Here is an 18,081-nt window from a genome sequence, read left to right on the forward strand (position 1 = left end):
ATATTGCTTCCTTAAGGAGTTTTACCAGCTTCTGTTTGATGGGGTTAGGCAGGAGGGGTTTAAAGGTGACAGCAACGAGCTAGTTGCCTTGCTAGCTGAGGTCACAACCGAGTTTGCTCAATACTGCCAAGAACAGCCCTCGGAAGAAAACGCCCGCGAACTGTTCCGAATGTTTTGTAAAGCTCACCTTTACAGGTAGGAGAGGCGGCGCAATACAAGCGCTGCTTATATAAAGTGAGAAATATCCCACATCATATATAAATTAAGTGAGAATTTGTATAACTTTACCTCACTTTGTATAAACCTGTTTAGCTACAAAAGTTATGTTTAACCCTAATAGGGTTACGCAAGTTTTTTTGCGCTGATTGCTACCAAATTTCACCTTCCCTGCCATTCCCCGACAGGCTATAATCGCAATCAATGTTGATTAATGCGCCAAGCAAAGATTGACCCTCGCCTGCACCCGCAGGCAAAAAAAAGCTCCCGCTACCCCTAGTGAAGTGAGTAAGACAGGAACCTCGAAAAATCAAATCCACATTAGCATTATTTTCTAGACTTTTTCTAGACCTTCCTAGAAAGTCCCCTCGCCGGAAGGGTATATCGCGGCAATTGTCTCCACTCACTAAACACTAGGGATAGCGGTCGTCCACCTTCTACTGAGGAATCAACCGCTATGAATAGTATATCCACTATTGATACATTTAACAGCCTAGTCCGCAACAAATATTCACGATTAAGCCCCGAACATCAGAAACACATCGCGGAGCGCGGTTTGCTGGATAACAACTGGACAGAAATGACTTGTTACACAACAAGCGCCAAAAATGCGTCTGCTGTTCTGGGATACCCCGCCATGTCAGGCGGGATTATGTTTTGGGGGTACAACAATCAGTATCAGTTCCGACCTGATACCCCTTGGGAGAGTGAAGACGGAGAATGTCCCAAATACCGCACCCCGAAAGGGGGGTACGACGCGCTGTTACTAAGACATCTAACGGATGACCGTTACTGGGAGCCCGATCATCTAAAGGAGGTTTGCTGGAAAATTAACGGGCATCCCTGCATTCTGGTTACTGAGGGCGGGTTTAAGACTATCGCAGGTTGCAGCAACGGTATACCTACTATCGCCCTACTGGGAGTAGAGATGGGGTTAACAGGGGCAAAACACGATCCAGAGAATAAGAGGTATTTAGTCCCGTCTATCAAGAAATATGCTGAGGCGGGTTTGGGGTTTATCATTGCCTTTGATGCGGATGCTACAAGCAACCCCGATATACATAGAGCCGAAAAAACACTAGCTCTCGCACTTAAGCAATACAATGTTCCGGTATACACTGTTACGGGTTATTGGAACGTAGAGGACGGCAAGGGGATGGATGATTTCATCCAAAACAAGGGCATAGAAGCTTTCAGAGCAATTTTAATGAAAGCTGATAGCGCTACCGAATCACCTGACACAAGTGGTAGCGGTTCGCTAGTCAAAGGCAAAAAACCACCTACGCCCCGTGAGATTGCAGCACGACTGGCTGAAGAATATCGACCCCACTGGAAGTACCACGAAGAACAGCAAACGTGGCGGGGATGGACTGGCAAGTGTTGGGAAAAGATAAAACCAGGGCCGTTTAAAAGCCTGATTGTCACTACGCTAGACGCAAAGGGCGTAAACTACGGCGGGATTGAGTACGTTAATAACGTCATTGAGATGCTCAAGTGTTACCTGCGAGAGGTTTACTGGCAGACGTGGGATAAGTCCCGATACGTCAATTTTGAGAACTGCGTACTCGACGGCGACACGCTGGAAACACTACCGCACTCACCCGGTATGGGGTTTACTTCTTATTTACCCTTTCCCTACCAGTCTCTAACGGGCGATTTAAGCGCCCCTCTGGAAGCGTTAAAGGCAAATTGCCCCAATATCCATCAGTTCTTTCAGACGGCGATGCAGGGTGACGCCAAGAAAATATTCAAGCTACTGGCAATCATCAACAGTTGCCTCCGGTTTAGCTTTTACGGATATCAGCAGTTTGTTCACTTTATCGGGGTTCCGGGTTCCGGTAAGGGTACTTGCGCCCGGTTGATGGAAAAAATTGTAGGGAAGGATAACAGCCAGCCTTGCAGCCTCGACAAGCTCGGAGATGGCTCAACCCTAGCCAGCATCATTGACAAGCAATTAGTAACTTTTGGCGATGAACGTAAACCTGTGGGCGTTGACTCCATCCTCCGGCTAACTGGCGGTGATAGTATCAATTACCGGGAAGTGTACCAGCCAGCGGCAAGCGCACACTTCTACGGCTTACTACTCATCTGTAGTAATGACCCAATATTCATGGGAAACACCACAGGGTTAGAGCGGCGTTTGTGCTTAGTGAACTTTGAAAACGCCATTCCCAAACACTTGCGAAATTCAGAGATGGAAGCCAGCTTTGACGGCGAGATTGCGTCGTTAATTGCGATCGCTCTTTCGTTGCCGAGCGGTGAGGTAAAACAGGCAATTCAAGGCATCGGTGATGCTGAGATTGCGGATTTCAAGGCTGCTGAATGGGATATGAAGGTACGGATGGATAGTCTCGCCGCTTTCTTCGAGATGGAGCTAATTGTTGAAGAAGGGGCTTCAATCAAAGCTGGTGATGTGTATAGCCAATACAAAGATTTCTGCGAGGAAATCAAGAAGCCTGCAATGAGCCTCACGACTTTTTCCCCTGGGTTAGGCCGCCTCTGCACGGAACTACACCAACCAGTCATCCGCGACACCAGCGCTCGCCACGTCACATTTATCGGTTTGAGGATGCGGGGTAAAGGTGACGAGCATCCCACGTATTCCCAACAACTAGCTGCCACTTGCAGGACTTCCGACAGCACTTGCAGGACTTCTGCAGGACTTGATGCAGGACTTCCGCCCATACAGGATATAGCTTTGCAGGACTTGCAGGACTTATCTCCAAACATTTTGGGAAATAGTGAAATTACCAAAGAAACAGAAAATGAGTTTCAGGCAAACCAGGGAAAAACAGAAGTAAAGGAAGTTACCCCCTTAAGTCCTGCAAGTCCTGCAAACCCTTTACAAGACAAGGGTTTAAGTCCTGCATCAAGTCCTGCATCAAGTCCTGCAAACCCTTCTCCAAGTCCTGCAACTGCCCAAAGCAAATTTCGTGGCGAGAAGCTAGCTGACGAGATGCGGGAGGCAATAGCTAAAGGTAGCCGGGAAGATGCAAAAGAGGTTATGGAGCGTGTCGGCGCGTCTTCTCTCCAAGTCCGAGGATTTTTTGACAAGTGCCTTAGTCAAGACGAAAAAGTCAAAATCCGCCTGTTGAAAAATTCTAATTCGGTGTCCGAGCCAGTGGCAGCCAAGCAGACCCATCTTGCCATCGGCGACTTGGTGGAAATTACGCTAAGAAGCGACTACCAGGGGCAAAAAGGCGAGATTGTTGATATTGGGTATGGGAGTGCAGAAACTGACTACTACGTGGGGCTTGAGAACGAGAAGGTGATTCTTTCTGTTCCGAGGGATAAAGACCAGTTCACTTACTTGAGAAAACTGGAACAGTAGCACTCGGTACTAGCGCATAGCTCTTTTGCGATATTTTCACCTGACACAGGTGATTTAATACTTGACAGAACTAAGGCAACCGTGTCAAGCTGTCAACAGTAAATCACCTGACACAAGTGAAATGACTAGAAACATTAATGATGCAAGCTTAGCTAACCTCAAGCACTATGAGGGTAAATGGAAGCACGGGCAAACCCGCACCATCCGAGTACCGATCGCCCTAGCAGATCGGGTGCTGACTATAGCTCGACAGCTAGATAACGGAAAATCATTTGACACAAGTGATTTACCTGATGCTGCTACCTTACTCAACCAATTAAAAGCCAAGCGCAAAAAGTCTAAGTGCGACCTAGCGGACGTAGAAGCGATTTTGGATATGCTGGGTGACTTCTAATATGAAGACTGCCTTAACCAAGAGATCGCACTCCCGTGCAGGACGATCGCTTCAGCCTCACTATGTGCATCTTGTGACTGTAGGTTTTCGGGTTCCGACCGGGTAGTGAACAGTCTAAATGAGAAAAATCATTTGATACAAGAGAAAACAGGTTAGTATTTTTTAACTTAGCCGCCTATCACGGGCGGCTATTTGTAAAAAAGCAAGGTAGAGCAAACACGGTGGTGTCGCTATAAAATTGATAGATGAGTTTGCTTGTAAGCGAGTATCAGGTAAGGGACACCGAGACAGGCGAACAGGCAATAGCAAGGGCTGAAACGCCCCAAAAACACCCCTTTTGCTAGAGTGTTGATAGAAATTGGTCAACTAGAGCCTGAAAGTATTGATATTACGCTACAGAACCATATCCATCAAAATTTGCTGGGAGCTCACTTCCGGGCAATTAGCAGGCGGCCGCCGCTGAGAGTAGTGTCCTCCCGGCTGCAAATCCCAAGCTTGGCGGTTGTCAGCCAGCATTACCCCCAAAATTTCTTGCAATTCCTTGGCAATTGTCGGGTCTTCCACCTGAACTATGGCCTCAACCCGTCTTGTGAGATTGCGCTGCATCCAGTCCGCAGAACCAATATACACCTCTTCGTCGCCACCGTTGAAAAAATAAAACATCCGAGAATGCTCTAAAAAGCGGCCGATAATACTGATAACTCTGATATTTTCGCTAAGACCTTCAACGCCGGGACGCAAACAGCAAATCCCCCTGATAATCAAATCAATTTTAACTCCCGCTTGCGCAGCTTCGTACAAAGCAACAATAATTTGAGGGTCAACTAAAGCGTTCATTTTAGCGACAATGCGGCCGCAGCTACCGTTGCCGCCTTCGGCTTGCAAGCGGCAGAATTCGACCTCGCGGCGGATTAAAGCTAAAAATCGATCGCGCATATTGACCGGTGCCACCAACAATTTTCGATAAGATACCTGCCGCGAATAACCAGTCAAATAATTAAACAAATCTGTCAAATCCGATCCCAAATCCTCGCGACAACTCAACAAACCCACATCTGTATACAGTCCGGCTGTTTTGGGATTGTAATTGCCGGTGCCGATGTGGACATAGCGACGGATGTACCCGTCCTCGCGACGCACTACCATCACAATCTTGGTGTGGGTTTTGAGTCCCACCAAACCGTAAACTACGTGGACTCCAGCTTGTTCTAACTTGCGAGCCCAATTAATATTATTTTCTTCGTCAAACCTAGCCTTGAGCTCTACTAAAACGGCTACCTGCTTGCCGTTTTCCGCTGCTTGAATTAAGGCGCTGACGATCGGCGAATCTCCAGAAGTGCGGTATAAAGTCATCTTAATCGCTAACACGGAGCGATCGTGCGCCGCCTCAGTAATAAACCGCTGCACCGTCGCCGCAAACGAGTGATAAGGATGGTGCAGCATCAAATCCCCCTGGCGGATGGCGGTGAAAATATCCTGACCCTCCTCAGCATCCAACATCGATTTCTCTAAAATCCTTGCCGATTCCAAGTTCCGCAAGCGCGGCGGCACAACCGGAGTCCAAGCCGGGTCTTTCAGTTCCGGCACTGGCAGCCCCACAAAAGACATCAAATCCTTGAGGCCTAGCAGCCCCTCTACGACGTAAACATCTTGCTCACCGAGATCCAGCTCCTCCATGAGCATATCTCGCAGCGCAGGCGGCATACTCGCTTGAATTTCCATCCGCACCGCAGAACCTCCAAACCGGCGCTTGCGGAGCTCCTGTTCTATTGCCAGCAGCAAATCCTCTGCCTCATCTTCCTCCACGGTCAAATCGGAATTGCGAGTAATGCGGAAGGGGTGATATTCTTCAACGTCCATCCCCGGAAACAAAGCTTCTAAATTGTGGGCAATCACCTGTTCTAGGGGCACGCCAGTCCAAACTGGAGATTTGCCCCTCTGCTGCCACTGCAAATCCCCCGGTAGCGGCAAAAACCTCGGCAGCACCTGCGGGACTTTGACGCGGGCAAACAATTCTTCCCGCGTGTCGGGGTCTCTGACTACTACTGCTAAATTCAGGCTGAGATTGGAAAGGTAGGGGAATGGGTGGCTGGGGTCAACTGCTAGGGGAGTGAGTACGGGAAATACTTGTTCTTTGAAGTAGCGGTGCAAGTAATTGCGCTGTTCTTGATTGAGGTCAATGTAGTCGAGAATGTAGATTTCGCTTGCTGCTAGTTTCGGCCGCAGGGTTTGCTCAAAATACGAGTGCTGCTGAGTAACCATCGGCAAAAGCCGCTTGTTAATGGCATCTAGCTGTTCTTGGGGGGTGCGGCCGTCGGAGGTCAATTTGCTGACTTTTGCTTGTACTTGCTGTTTGAGGGCGGCCACGCGCACCATGAAATATTCGTCTAGGTTGGAGCTAAAAATAGCGAGAAATTTGAGTCTTTCTAGGAGGGGCGTGCGGGGGTCGAGGGCTTCGTGGAGCACGCGGTTGTTGAATTCTAGCCAGCTTTGTTCTCGGTTGAAGTAGTATTGGGGGTCGCTGAGGTTGATTTCAGTGTAGGTTTTGGGGGGGGTCTTTTTTGGCTTGGGCATGGTTTGAGGGAGTCTTTGGGAGGCTCGGTGATGGCATCTCTAGAAATAGTATTGTAGGTTAAAGGATTGGTTCGCATCTGCTTTTGGTCGATCGCCCGTTCTGATAATACCTTTCGGGAAACAGCATTGCCCTTCTTCGTGTCAACTTAAAACTCCAACCTTTTAGAAATCTCATTTTTACCATAGTCTAGATGCCCCTAAATCCCCCTTAGGTCGGGGGACTTTGATCGGACTCTTGTCCCCCCCTTACTAAGGGGGGCTAGGGGGGATCGAGATTTAATGGTCAAACAGCAGTCTGTGATTGGGTTTGACGTTAAGTTGTCACGAAGAAGGGCACGGTGGGGTGTCCGGCCCCTGAATCACGAACCAATCCCCCCAATCCAATTCTGCACCGCATCCAACAAATCATCTCCATCCACCGGAAAACCTGTTAACGGCAATTCCAGCGGTGTATCGGTAATCCAGGCGATATGAATTCCGATTTGAGCGTCGGCGAGTTTGCGGCCCAAAGATGAAAGCGCATCTTCGCAGGGACTGGAGTGCAAAATTAAGGCGATGTGCTGTTTTTGCAGCCGATTTTTGAGTTGCGGAATTAATCGCTTGAATTCGGGGGCGTTGCGAATTGCGGGAATGTCTGTATCTGCGGGGAAGATTGCTTGATAGAGTTGGGTACAGAGCTCTTGGGCGATCGCGCTGGTATCGGTTTCGCCTTCTAAGGCGCGAATGTTGAGGGGAACGGGGAAGGTTTTATCGGTGGGTTGGAGTTGTTTGAGGATTGTGGGGATATCTGTATTTTGTGGGTGGTTGCGATCGGGTATGGGCGAATTTGTGGGTGGGGTGTGCCATGCTTGATAAAATTCTGGGTAAGTCATATTTTGGGCACAGTCCCAGATGCCTTTGTAGCGGATTTCATAGCGAATATAATTTTCATAGCGATTATAATCGTTTTCATTGATTTCAGAAATTAGGCAATCTTTCAAACCTGAGACTGCGACGATTGCAACTGGGTTATTTGGGCTTATTATTCCCAAGCTTTTTGCCGCTTGCCTACGGATTAATTCATCTTGACAAGTACCGATAAACTCGACTAAATCTGCGATTGCAACTGGGTTCTTTTGGCCTATTATTCCCAAGCTTTTTGCCGCGTGCCACCAGGTATATCCATTCTCAGAAGTATTGATTAATTCGACTAAAGTGGAGATAGCCCTTTCCCGATCGGTCTCTTTCAGTATCTCCCTCGATCCCTCTGCAATTGGCTCTAGAAATGTCCGCCCCTTCTGTTTTTCCTCATTAAAATAAGCAAATCCCCACTTAATAATCTGCGACACAATCTCATCAGCACGACTACAAGCTGTAAACTCAGCAATCCCCGCAGCCGCTAAAAAATACGCCCGATACTTATAAAATTCACCACACCCATCATCAAACTCAACCAACGCCTCGATAAACGCTTCCTTCTCCTCCTTCCCTACTTCCTCCCGCCCCAACCACAGCAAAATAACCTCTTTCCACTGCTTCTCAAAAATGCGGTATCGAGCATCAGGATGCTGCGGATTCTCAGGAATGTGATTCAAGAAAAAGTGCCAATCCTCAACCGCCAACGCCGCAAAATATTCCTGAAACGTCGGATGGTAAAAAGCATAAATCCCCTCCAGCGTCTCCCCATCCCTCGCGACTAAATTCAACCAACCCAAACGGCAAGCTAACTCAAACTGCGATGCACCCATCACCCGATATCCCACACTTTCGGGCAACTGAAACCGCGACGTTTCATTTAACATCCCTGAAAGTGCCAATTTCCCCAAAGCCGCATTCAATTCCTGCTGCTGAATCCAATTCAGGCGCGGTTTTTTCCACTGATACAAAGTAGTCACAAACCGCCGATAAAGCTTAGCCTTAGTATCCGGCAAATCCCCCTCCAACGACTGCCAAGTGCCACACAATAACGAACATCTCAGGGGATTTTTCACTAAATCTCGAATTCGCTCTTTTCCCGATGCTGCTAATGCTTCCCGTAGCTGTTGAGAAAGATCCCCCCCAGCCCCCCTTAATAAGGGGGGAGTAAGAGTTTCCCCTTCTTGTTTCCCGTCCCCGCCTTCTCTTGTCCCCCCCCTTAAGAAGGGGGGGTTAGGGGGGGATCGAAACCATTTATCAATGAACATTTCCACTTGTTCGGGATAGGAAAATTCCAGAGTGCGATAAGTATCAAAAGTATCCAACGCAGTGCCGATCGCATCCCAAACATTCAGCCGACAACTTAGCACAATTCGCGCCTTTTGAATGCAGCCGCCGGTTCTAATTTGCCGCTGAATTTCCGCCAAAGGATTTTCATCTCCGACAGCCATCTCATCCGCCCCATCCAACACCAACCACACGCGCTCAGCATTAAACTGTGCTAAAAAATCATCCTTAATTTCCGCAGTGGCCTCAGCCTTCCCAATTCTCTTAATAGCCGCCAGCAGCCAATTATCAAATAAATACGGCTCTAATTCCTTCCCCTGCAAATCCGCCAAGGATACCCAAACTACAATCGCCTCGGAAATTTCAGCCGCTACCCCATTCGCAATCTGCCCCAACAGCGTTGTTTTTCCCGCCCCCGGTTCTCCAATAATTCCTAACCGCTTCCCATTGCTTTTGGGGCTCCTTCCTTGTTGGATAACTTGCTCAAGAAACTCGCTGTGTTCAAATTTTTGAGTAACTTCTTTTTCCCGGTACAAATCCGAACCTTCCTCAGCCGCAAATCCTCGCGTCGCTGAGTCACTTTCTGCCGTTCCACCAATCCCAGCAGCACATAAACATCATCTATTTCATGGTTGCCAAAAGTTAGCTGATTGCTACTAAGCCGCTGCTGTTCTTTCTCCTCTAATATCTGCTGGCCAATATCTTGCCAGTCAATCGGCCGGTAAGCAATGCGGCTCTTTTCAACTATCTCCTCAAGCAAAGCCTTTAGCTGTTCAATCAAAGCGTGAGTTTCGGCAGTTTGGGTATCATTCCGCGTTAAAGTTTGCGCTGTAAAAATCTGGAACACCTTTTCATTATTCTTGATTCCCTCGGCAAAGTATGCAGATACTAAGCTAAACAATTTTTCGGTTAATTTATCTTTATAAAGTGTGACATCACAATCTTTGAGGGCAACTTCCAGCAGTTTATTTTCAACTTCTTGAAAGCGATTTTGGCTTGACTCGTTTCTGGAAGTTAGCAGCAATTCTATCTCATCTAAACCTTCTATTGGAATACCAGAAGGGGCTGTTTCTTTGTTAACCTGCTTTAATTCAGATTTTAACTGCTTATTCTTCTTATCTAGCCATTCTAAATAAGGACTGTCTTGAGGCAAGTAAATCAGGAGTCCTTTAGAAGCCCTGCGAGACGGCTCAACCAATTCTTTATGACATTCTGAGGCGATTTGTTGCTGAGCTTTCAGGAAAGAACGTTTCAGCGCTTTTTCTAAATCGTAATTGACAATTTTACCGTTTCGTGATAGCTTTTTTACTCCCTTCAAACAGAGGTGCTTGAGTGCATCATTGGCTTGAGCGCCCACTATCCCATCGAAAGCGACCTTGAGAAGAGCTCCCAATAGCACAGCATCTAGCATTTGACGGTTCTCCTAATTTCAGGCTGCAAGCGAGTTACTTTAATGATAGGCGATCGAGTTTGGTTGCGGGCGATCGACAATTGCTGACATCATCACATCAAAACTTCGATCGTCACATCAAAAGTCGATCGCTACAACATTGAATTTAGGCAAAACGTTCAACTATTTTTCTAGGATTACCACGAAATCCTCAATCATCACATCAAAAGTGCGAGCCAACTTGTGGACTGCTGCAAAGTCAACCATTGCCATCCCCTGAGAACGGGCATAATTGCTAATCGTACTGTAGCCCACGCCCGATCGCTCCGCAACCTCCTTGAGCGTCCATCCCTTCTCGGCCGCCAACTCTCGAACCCGCAATCTGACTAAGCCTTTGCTCATATTAACTATTTACAAAATTTTGGATTTAGTATAATATATCAAAAAGCGATCGCCCCCGGTCTGCAAACTAAAGACGATCGCCAGTTAAAATTAATCCCGACAGATAATTTCTGTCGATCGCACCTAGCAGATAGATTTACCTACCACCACCAGATGCAACTCCAATGATATCAGAGAATCAGTTAACATCGTCAGAGATCGGCGAATCAAAAATTATTCACAAATCGTCGATCGTCAATCCGCGATCGAGATTTGTCACAGAAGAAACAGTAGCACTCCTGTTCAACATCTCACCCCACCAAATTTACCGGATCGAATGCTGTCACAACATGGTGTACGTACACGCCAAAGGTCTCAGTCGATTTGTCAGCTACGCTGATTTCCCCCCAATCTTAGAAGTAAAACGGCCCTGTGCTCAAGATTTTGTGGGATGGTACAAACGCTGGAAACGCACACAAGCACCAGAATTTTGGACTAAATTCTATACGTACAACTTCAAAGCGGCTGTTTCAGTTGACCGCTTGCTTGAGTGGGGTAAATTAGTCGCTACAGTTAAATCGGTAATTTCTGCCTCAGCGCTGCAACAACTACGAGATATTTACGCTCAAGAAAAAACATTGATGGAAAATTTTTAAAGCACGCGGGGCGGATCAACCCGCCATTGTTGGCCGCCAGCAAATGTAAGGTGCACACGCGGCGCACCCTACGCCATAGAGATTCTCGTTTGTAAGGTGCGCGGTCCGGCGCACCCTACGGGATAGAGAATCTGCTCAAAACTCTTCTTTACCTTCCAATCCCCACATATTGGAAACCAGCCGCTTCTAACACCTTCTTGTCTAAGAAATTGCGGCCGTCAATCATCACCGCATGGTTCATCAACTTCGCCATTTTCTCGTAATCTAAATTGCTAAACTGTTCCCAGTCAGTCACCAACACCAAAGCATCGCAACCATCAGCCAGTCTTTCCGGGTCAGTTTCTACCAAAACTCCCGACAAACCGTGACGCATCCCAGTTTGAGAAACAATCGGATCGTAAGCTTTAACTTTCGCTCCCAAGCGATTCAAACTATCGATTAAATTCAGCGCCGGGGCATCCCGCAAATCGTCAGTATCCGGCTTGAAAGTCAAACCCAAAAGTCCGACTGTTTTACCTTTGAGAATCTTCAAAACTTGCTGCAATTTTTCAATAGCAATCAACCGCTGGCGTTGGTTAACTTCCACCGCCGCTTTCAGCAAATGTGCCTCGTAGCCGTAATCGTCAGCAGTGTGAACTAAAGCCGAGACATCTTTGGGGAAACAAGAACCGCCCCAACCAATGCCAGCTTGCAGAAACTTGCCGCCAATCCGCGAATCTAAACCGATACCTCGGGCAACTTGACTAACATCTGCACCGACGCGATCGCAAATATTAGCCACTTCATTAATAAAGCTAATCTTCGTAGCCAAAAAAGCATTAGCTGCGTACTTAATCATCTCCGCTGAACTGATATCAGTCATCACCACAGGCACCGCAGGCAAAGACGGATTTTCTGCAAACTTGCGATCGACAATCGGCCTGTATAACTGTAACATCATATCCATCGCCCGCTGAGAATTGCTGCCGAGAACAATGCGATCGGGATTAAAAGTATCGTGAACAGCACAGCCCTCCCGCAAAAACTCCGGGTTGCTAACCACATCAAATGTCACACCTTTTTTTGCTGCTACCTCCTCGCCAGTAACCTCGTCACCGCTTTGAGGTTTTTGACGTTCTGCTAAACCGTCTAGTACAATTCTTCGCACCCAATCCCCCGAACCTATGGGCACTGTCGATTTGTTTACGATGACTTTGTAATCGCCATCGAGGTGAGCTCCAATTCCCCGAGCCACCGCTTCCACGTAGCGAGTATCGCTTTCCCCAGTAGGCAAAGGAGGCGTCCCCACCGCAATGAATAAAATGTCCCCGTGAGCCACTCCTGCTGCTAAATCCGAAGTAAATTCTAGATTGCCAGATTCAGATGCAGAAGACATTAATTCAGACAGTCCGGGCTCAAAAATAGGCGAATGTCCCGACTTCATTAATTTAACTTTTTCTTCGTTGTTGTCTACGCAAATGACGTGGTGGCCGATGTGGGCTAAGCAAGTGCCGGTGACTAAGCCAACGTATCCTGTACCGATGACGCAAACATGCATACAAATGTCCTCAAAGTTAGTAAATCAATTAGATGGGAATTGGGAATTGGGAATTGGGAATTGGGAATTGGGAATTGGGAATAAGGAAGATTTTTCCCCTCTCCCACTGTCCCAGTCTCTCCCTCTCCCACTCTCCCCCTCTCTGGGTCTCTACTTTTGGTTTCCCTCGATGCGATCGCGAAAATCCTTTACAGTCAACTCTAAACCTTTATCCAGCGGCACAGTTGGCTCCCACCCCAACCAAGTTTTAGCACGAGTAATATCCGGTTGTCGCTGTTTCGGATCGTCTTCTGGCAGCGGTTTAAAGATAATTTCTGCCCCTGGATTAATCATGTGTTGAATTTTCTGTGCCAATTCCAAGATAGTGTATTCGCCTGGATTACCCAAATTCATCGGCCCGATTTGGTCGCTATTCATCAAACGAATAAATCCTTCCACCAAATCAGATACGTAGCAAAAACTCCGTGTTTGGGAACCGTCGCCGTATACAGTCAGCGGTTCGTTTCGCAAAGCTTGAGCAATAAAATTGCTCACTACTCTGCCGTCATTTTCCAACATCCGGGGACCGTAGGTATTGAAGATTCGCACAACTCGAATGTCTACCCCATTTTGACGGTGGTAATCAAATGATAAGGTTTCAGCTACTCGCTTCCCTTCGTCGTAACACGATCTTATCCCGATACAATTAACGTTGCCACGATAATCTTCTGTTTGTGGATGTACGTCAGGATCTCCGTACACTTCGGAAGTGGAAGCCAGAAAGAATCTTGCTTTCACCCGTTTAGCCAGCCCCAGCATATTCATCGTGCCGATGACGTTTGTTTTAATTGTCTTGACAGGGTTGTACTGATAGTGTATTGGGGAAGCGGGACAAGCCAGATGGTAAATCTGATCTACCTCTAACCGAATCGGTTCGGTGATGTCGTGGCGGATCAGCTCAAAATACGGGTTGTCCAGCCATTTGAGGATATTGCGTTTAGTCCCGGTGTAAAAATTATCGAGGCAGACTACCTCATGTCCTTGGGCCATTAAGCGATCGATTAGGTGGGAACCGAGGAAACCTGCACCGCCTGTGACTAAAATTCTCATTGTGGAAACTGCCGTTCTGTTTAGGGGTAGGACTGGGGTACAAAAATTCAGTCGCTCGAATGAAACTTACTCTATAGAATAACAAAATTGCGATCGACAATGTAAAGACTTATACCTCTACTTCATAAAATCTTTAATTTACTTAGCATTTGCCAATACTTTGAACAAAGTGCTAGAATTCGTAAATATCAGCTAGCAATTTTTATTTAAGCTTCAATATTTCCGAGAAAATACTGTTGACAAGAGTTCAGTTATTGGTTTGTGGTTTGTGGTTATTTGATGACTTCGGTCTGAGGTGGGGCGATGCCCTAGGGGATAGCTGCGCTTGACGGGCTTGTTGGAAAAAACAAGGGTCGATTTATCTCAAAACCAATATGAGAGAAGTTATGTCGATTTCGCCAAGAGAATGTCCGCCGCTTTCAACCCTGCGTTGCACCCGTTCAATGGCGATTTCGGGAGATTGCAGCCAGAAGTAAATCAGGTTGATTGTGTAGCCTTTAGTTTTACAGTTTCTCAAGAATCGAGCAAAGTTGCGATCGGCTAAAGTTGTCAAGGGAGGCGAAATCAGTGCCTGAGTCTGATAAAGTTCGCAGTCTGTGTATCATTAAGCGTCCTGCGAGGATGGCGACTGACTCGGGATTGAATAGGGACATTCCGGCCGCGCATCTGCATTGACATATTCAAAACATTCTAAAAAATTGGGTAATAATTTCCGAAAAACTGTAGTTTTACCTGAACCGTTATAACCGCCAATAATGTAAATATTTGGCATAATTGTAGTTCAACTTTTACTCATACTTTTATAACTCAAATTCACTGTTTATGGATACCCTCGTTGATTAATCAAAACTTGACGCTCAAGTATGCGATTTGGAGCATTGAGTTTGAGTAATCTTGAAGTAGCTTGACCAATCTGAGTGATGCCTTCTATTCTGGCCTCATTAAGAAGAAAATGTTCGTCCCATACCTGACGGCGTGGATTAAACAAAGGGACAATTTCGTCATTAATTGGGTCTATAGTAGCTAGATCGGAACCTTTATAGCGGTTACAAGATAAACAAGAAAGAGCGAGATTATCAGCACGAGTTTGACCCCCATGTTTTAAGGCAATGATCTGGTCTACTTCATGGCTGTAGATTGAAATATCTTGATGAATCAGGCAATATTCACAGTGTCCTGAAGATCTTTCAATAACTAATCTGCGGAGTTCGGCAGGAATTAAACTAGAAGTCATTTATCAAATCGCTGAATAGGCTCTTGCTTTTAGTAAAATCATCAGATGTTCTAGCTGTTCGTAAACATCTAATTCTGCTATTTCCATTGAATTTAGGGTCGATTCGCGGTTTTTGTCAAGCAAAGTTTGAAGGCGTGTCTGAGCCTGCTGTGAAACCTTGAAATTAACAATGTCTTGTGGAAGTGGACTCTCGATCAAAAAGTCAAGGACTTCTTGATAAACTGTAGGAATATCCCCACTATGAGTGGTGATTTCCTGCTCGATAGTTGTGGGCTTTTTAGTTAGTTCTAGAAGTTGCCAAAGCAATTCTGGCAAGCGATTTTGCAGAGGTTCTAGACGTTGAGCCAGTTCGTCGGGAATTTGAAGGGTAATTGTTGCCATGTTTTTTAGTGACTGACGCTCTTATTGAATCGTAGCACAATAGAAGTGCGATCGCCCTTTTGTGAGAAATGCAGCGTGCGATCGCCCCGCGCGATCGGGTAAAGGTGCGATCGCGCTTCCTGATTTTAGTCGCTTCAGGCTACCAATCTGTTGAATTGTGGCAAAATTTTAGTTACCGTTGTTATCGTTGATATCGAGATTTTGTATAGAGAGTTCTGAAGGTAGCGGTACAGTTATTTGTAGGTATACACCAATTTTTATTTGATTGTTCTCAAAACTTATATTAGTTACATTAACTTTACTATTTCCAGATACACCGTCTTGAATAGGGAATTTAGCAGGTGGCTTAGTTTTATATCCAGCATCGTCAAGCCATTCAGCAATATTTCTCCAGTTTTCTATCTTTTCAATGCCTTTCCCCACAAAGGCTTTAACGTATTTATAAATAGAGGCACACAGGTCAGTTTCAACTCCCTTGGGATTCTTTTGCAGCTTTTCGGCGATTTCAGCGGGACTGAAGCCACAAAGCAACCCCCGCAGATGCAGCTTTTCTACGGGGGTGAGAGGCTTTCCTTTAACGGCGGCCAAGTCCGAGTACAGAGTTTTTAAGTCCCAGCGGCTTTCGGCTTCGACGAAGCGATCGTTTGTGGATGCCATAGATGGGTGTCTCTAAATTTCCTGATGGGATTCTAACATAACTCCTGATGAGTGTCAGGTTATTACCAGACTCAGCTAGCGTATGATAAGTGAAAGCTAAAGCGCAAAGGGTGCAAGTTACAAGTCAAAAAGTTGGTGGGAGGGCTTTTGAGCTATTACTGACTACAGTTAGCGATCGGACAGGGGAGTAGGGCTGAACTTTGGTAAATTTCTCGCTTTGACTCTAGTTTCGGCCACTGTCGGTAATTTTTTTAATTTATTTCCTGGGATTTTGCATAATTTTCTGGATTTCGCCCAGATATATAAATGGGAGGCTGCAATGCGCTTTCTGCAGACTGAACTCTTTGTGAGTGCGATCGGCTAAATCTTTGCTATGGAAAATTTTTGTTGGTGTAATCAATAGCTAATTTTTGCATAAAAGTTAGGGCGAGCGCACGATAAACAAATAGAAGTAAGTAGATGTTAATTCCAACAGAATGAACTGATTATTTGTAGGTGTCGGAGGTAAAAAATGTCGGAGTTGCAACCCAAACAACCGAGTAGTTCTACCGACTGGGGGAACTATATCGCACTAGGAAATATTTATAAGGATCGCAGCAAGTATGCTCAAGCTAAGGAACAGTATGAAAAAGCTTTAGAAGTTGCACAACGAATTAATAGCCGCAAAGGAGAAGCTGAGTCCCTGTTAGGGATAGCTGCTATTTACAATTGCTTGAGTCAGTCTCGGCAAGCAATAGAATACTTTGAACGATCGCTATTTATTCATCGAGAAATAGGCGATCGGGCTGGGGAAGCCGCCGATCTAGGCGGTTTGGGTAATTGCTACTCTTCTTTTGGACAGTATCAGAAGGCTATTGAGTTCTACGAGCAGACGCTGGCGATCGCGCGCGAGATAAACAATCGCCGGCAAGAAGCTGGTGGGTTGTGTGGCTTGGGCAATAGCTACTGGCATCTCGGACAATACCAGAAAGCCATTGAGTTTTGTGAGCAGTGCTTGACAATTGCACGAGAACTCGGTGCTCGTCAAACCGAATTAGCTGCTCTAGGCAACCTAAACAGGAACTATAACTCCCTCGCCCAGTACCACAAGGCTATTGAGTGCAGTGAGGAATGCTTGGTTATAGCACGAGAGATTGGCGATCGTTCCACGGAAGCCGATGCTCTGGGTAGTTTGGGTCACAGCTACCACAATCTAGGGCAATACCAGAAAGCCATTGAGTTTGATGAGCAGTGGTTGGCGATCGCGCGAGAGATTGGTGAGTGTATTAATGAAGCTCGTGCTATAGGCAGTTTGGGCGGTAGCTACAGGGCTCTAGGTCAGTACCAGAAAGCAATTGAGTGCTATGAGCAGTATTTGGCGAGCAGCCGGGAAATTAATGACCGATTTGGGGAGGCTAATGCTCTAGGCGGTTTGGGTAATTGCTATTCCAATTTAAGTCAGTACCAGAAAGCAATTGAGTGCTATGAGCAGTGGTTGGCGATCAGCCGGGAAATAGGCAATCGTAAGGGAGAAGCAAGTGCCTTGGCTGGTTTGGGTAATGGCTGTTATCGTCTGGGGCAGCACCAGAAAGCGATCGAGTTCTACGAGCAACAGTTGGTGATCGCGCGAGAGATTGGCGATCGCCGAGGCGAAGGAGATGCTCTAGGAAGTCTAGGCGGTAGCTACATTTCGCTAGGACAGTACCAAAAGGCGATCGAGTTTAAGGAGCAACAGTTGCTCATCGCACGAGAGATTGGCGATCTGTCTGGGGAACAGTCTGCCCTGAGCGGTTTGGGTAATTGCTACAATTCACTAGATAATCAGCAGAAGGCACTTGAGTTTCAGGAGCAATCTTTAGCGATCGCAAGGCAAATGGGTACTCGCTCTAAGGAAGCCTATTCTTTAGGCAGCATGGGCCAGAGTTACAGTTCTCTAAAGCAGTAAGCTGTTCAGCATCTAAAACGCATATTGTATGGTATAATATGATAATTTTCCGAGAAAGTCAATGCCTACTAAAAACTTCCTCAGTTCTGAAACAAAGGAAACTCTGCAACAAGCATTAAAAGACCATGAGCATCCA

At 46.4% G+C, this 18,081-nt stretch carries 15 protein-coding genes; 5 read left to right on the top strand and 10 right to left on the bottom strand.

The features are described 5' to 3' along the window. The 3 genes from ACUVJL_RS40055 to ACUVJL_RS40065 all read left to right on the top strand — a co-directional run. A partial coding sequence (locus ACUVJL_RS40055; protein ID WP_445250906.1) for a hypothetical protein occupies positions 1-199 on the top strand: 199 nt, incomplete at its 5' end. A 474-nt stretch (positions 200-673) separates the two neighbouring features. Then, positions 674-3,547 carry a DUF3854 domain-containing protein gene (locus ACUVJL_RS40060; protein WP_445250907.1) on the top strand — a complete coding sequence of 958 codons (2,874 nt, stop codon included), beginning with the start codon at positions 674-676 and terminating at the stop codon, positions 3,545-3,547. A 121-nt stretch (positions 3,548-3,668) separates the two neighbouring features. Beyond that, entirely contained in the window at positions 3,669-3,941 is a 273-nt protein-coding gene (locus ACUVJL_RS40065; RefSeq protein ID WP_445250908.1) for a hypothetical protein, read from the top strand. 393 nt (positions 3,942-4,334) lie between these two features. Here the strand turns inward: ACUVJL_RS40065 and ppk1 are convergent, their stop codons facing one another. The 4 genes from ppk1 to ACUVJL_RS40085 form a co-directional block, all read right to left on the bottom strand. Next, positions 4,335-6,515: a polyphosphate kinase 1 gene (gene ppk1, locus ACUVJL_RS40070; RefSeq protein WP_445250909.1), complete on the bottom strand. Its 2,181-nt coding sequence runs from the start codon at positions 6,513-6,515 to the stop codon at positions 4,335-4,337. 359 nt (positions 6,516-6,874) lie between these two features. Next, positions 6,875-9,232, bottom strand: a complete 2,358-nt coding sequence (locus tag ACUVJL_RS40075) for an NACHT C-terminal alpha/beta 1 domain-containing protein (RefSeq protein ID WP_445250910.1) — start codon at positions 9,230-9,232, stop codon at positions 6,875-6,877. After that, entirely contained in the window at positions 9,130-10,107 is a 978-nt protein-coding gene (locus tag ACUVJL_RS40080) for a hypothetical protein (protein ID WP_445250911.1), read from the bottom strand. The genes ACUVJL_RS40075 and ACUVJL_RS40080 overlap by 103 nt, the downstream gene beginning before the upstream one ends. A gap of 162 nt (positions 10,108-10,269) precedes the next feature. Beyond that, complete coding sequence (locus ACUVJL_RS40085; protein ID WP_006632503.1) at positions 10,270-10,488, bottom strand: helix-turn-helix domain-containing protein; 219 nt, start codon at positions 10,486-10,488, stop codon at positions 10,270-10,272. Positions 10,489-10,652: 164 nt separating this feature from the next. On the opposite strand from ACUVJL_RS40085, the gene ACUVJL_RS40090 reads away from it, so the two are divergent. Beyond that, positions 10,653-11,123, top strand: a complete 471-nt coding sequence (locus ACUVJL_RS40090) for a hypothetical protein (RefSeq protein WP_445250912.1) — start codon at positions 10,653-10,655, stop codon at positions 11,121-11,123. Between the two features lie 148 nt (positions 11,124-11,271). Here ACUVJL_RS40090 and ACUVJL_RS40095 read toward each other — a convergent pair whose 3' ends face one another. The 6 genes from ACUVJL_RS40095 to ACUVJL_RS40120 form a co-directional block, all read right to left on the bottom strand. Next, positions 11,272-12,660, bottom strand: a complete 1,389-nt coding sequence (locus ACUVJL_RS40095) for a UDP-glucose dehydrogenase family protein (protein WP_445250913.1) — start codon at positions 12,658-12,660, stop codon at positions 11,272-11,274. Between the two features lie 150 nt (positions 12,661-12,810). Beyond that, on the bottom strand, positions 12,811-13,749 hold the full coding sequence (locus ACUVJL_RS40100; RefSeq protein WP_445250914.1) for a UDP-glucuronic acid decarboxylase family protein: 939 nt from the start codon (positions 13,747-13,749) through the stop codon (positions 12,811-12,813). A gap of 358 nt (positions 13,750-14,107) precedes the next feature. Beyond that, a complete protein-coding gene (locus ACUVJL_RS40105; protein WP_445250915.1) occupies positions 14,108-14,302 on the bottom strand; it encodes a hypothetical protein in 195 nt (64 codons plus the stop codon). 267 nt (positions 14,303-14,569) lie between these two features. After that, complete coding sequence (locus tag ACUVJL_RS40110) at positions 14,570-14,983, bottom strand: HNH endonuclease (RefSeq protein ID WP_445250916.1); 414 nt, start codon at positions 14,981-14,983, stop codon at positions 14,570-14,572. Positions 14,984-14,986: 3 nt separating this feature from the next. Continuing rightward, positions 14,987-15,364, bottom strand: coding sequence for a hypothetical protein (locus tag ACUVJL_RS40115; protein ID WP_445250917.1), 378 nt, complete (start codon positions 15,362-15,364; stop codon positions 14,987-14,989). A gap of 168 nt (positions 15,365-15,532) precedes the next feature. Next, positions 15,533-16,021, bottom strand: a complete 489-nt coding sequence (locus tag ACUVJL_RS40120; protein ID WP_445250918.1) for a helix-turn-helix domain-containing protein — start codon at positions 16,019-16,021, stop codon at positions 15,533-15,535. Between the two features lie 511 nt (positions 16,022-16,532). Here ACUVJL_RS40120 and ACUVJL_RS40125 point away from each other — a divergent pair. Beyond that, on the top strand, positions 16,533-17,945 hold the full coding sequence (locus tag ACUVJL_RS40125) for a tetratricopeptide repeat protein (protein WP_445250919.1): 1,413 nt from the start codon (positions 16,533-16,535) through the stop codon (positions 17,943-17,945). Positions 17,946-18,081: the final 136 nt, after the last annotated feature.

Origin of the sequence: Microcoleus sp. OTE_8_concoct_300, assembly GCF_031383065.1 — a bacterium.
In the GTDB taxonomy this organism is placed as follows: Bacteria; Cyanobacteriota; Cyanobacteriia; order Cyanobacteriales; family Microcoleaceae; genus Microcoleus.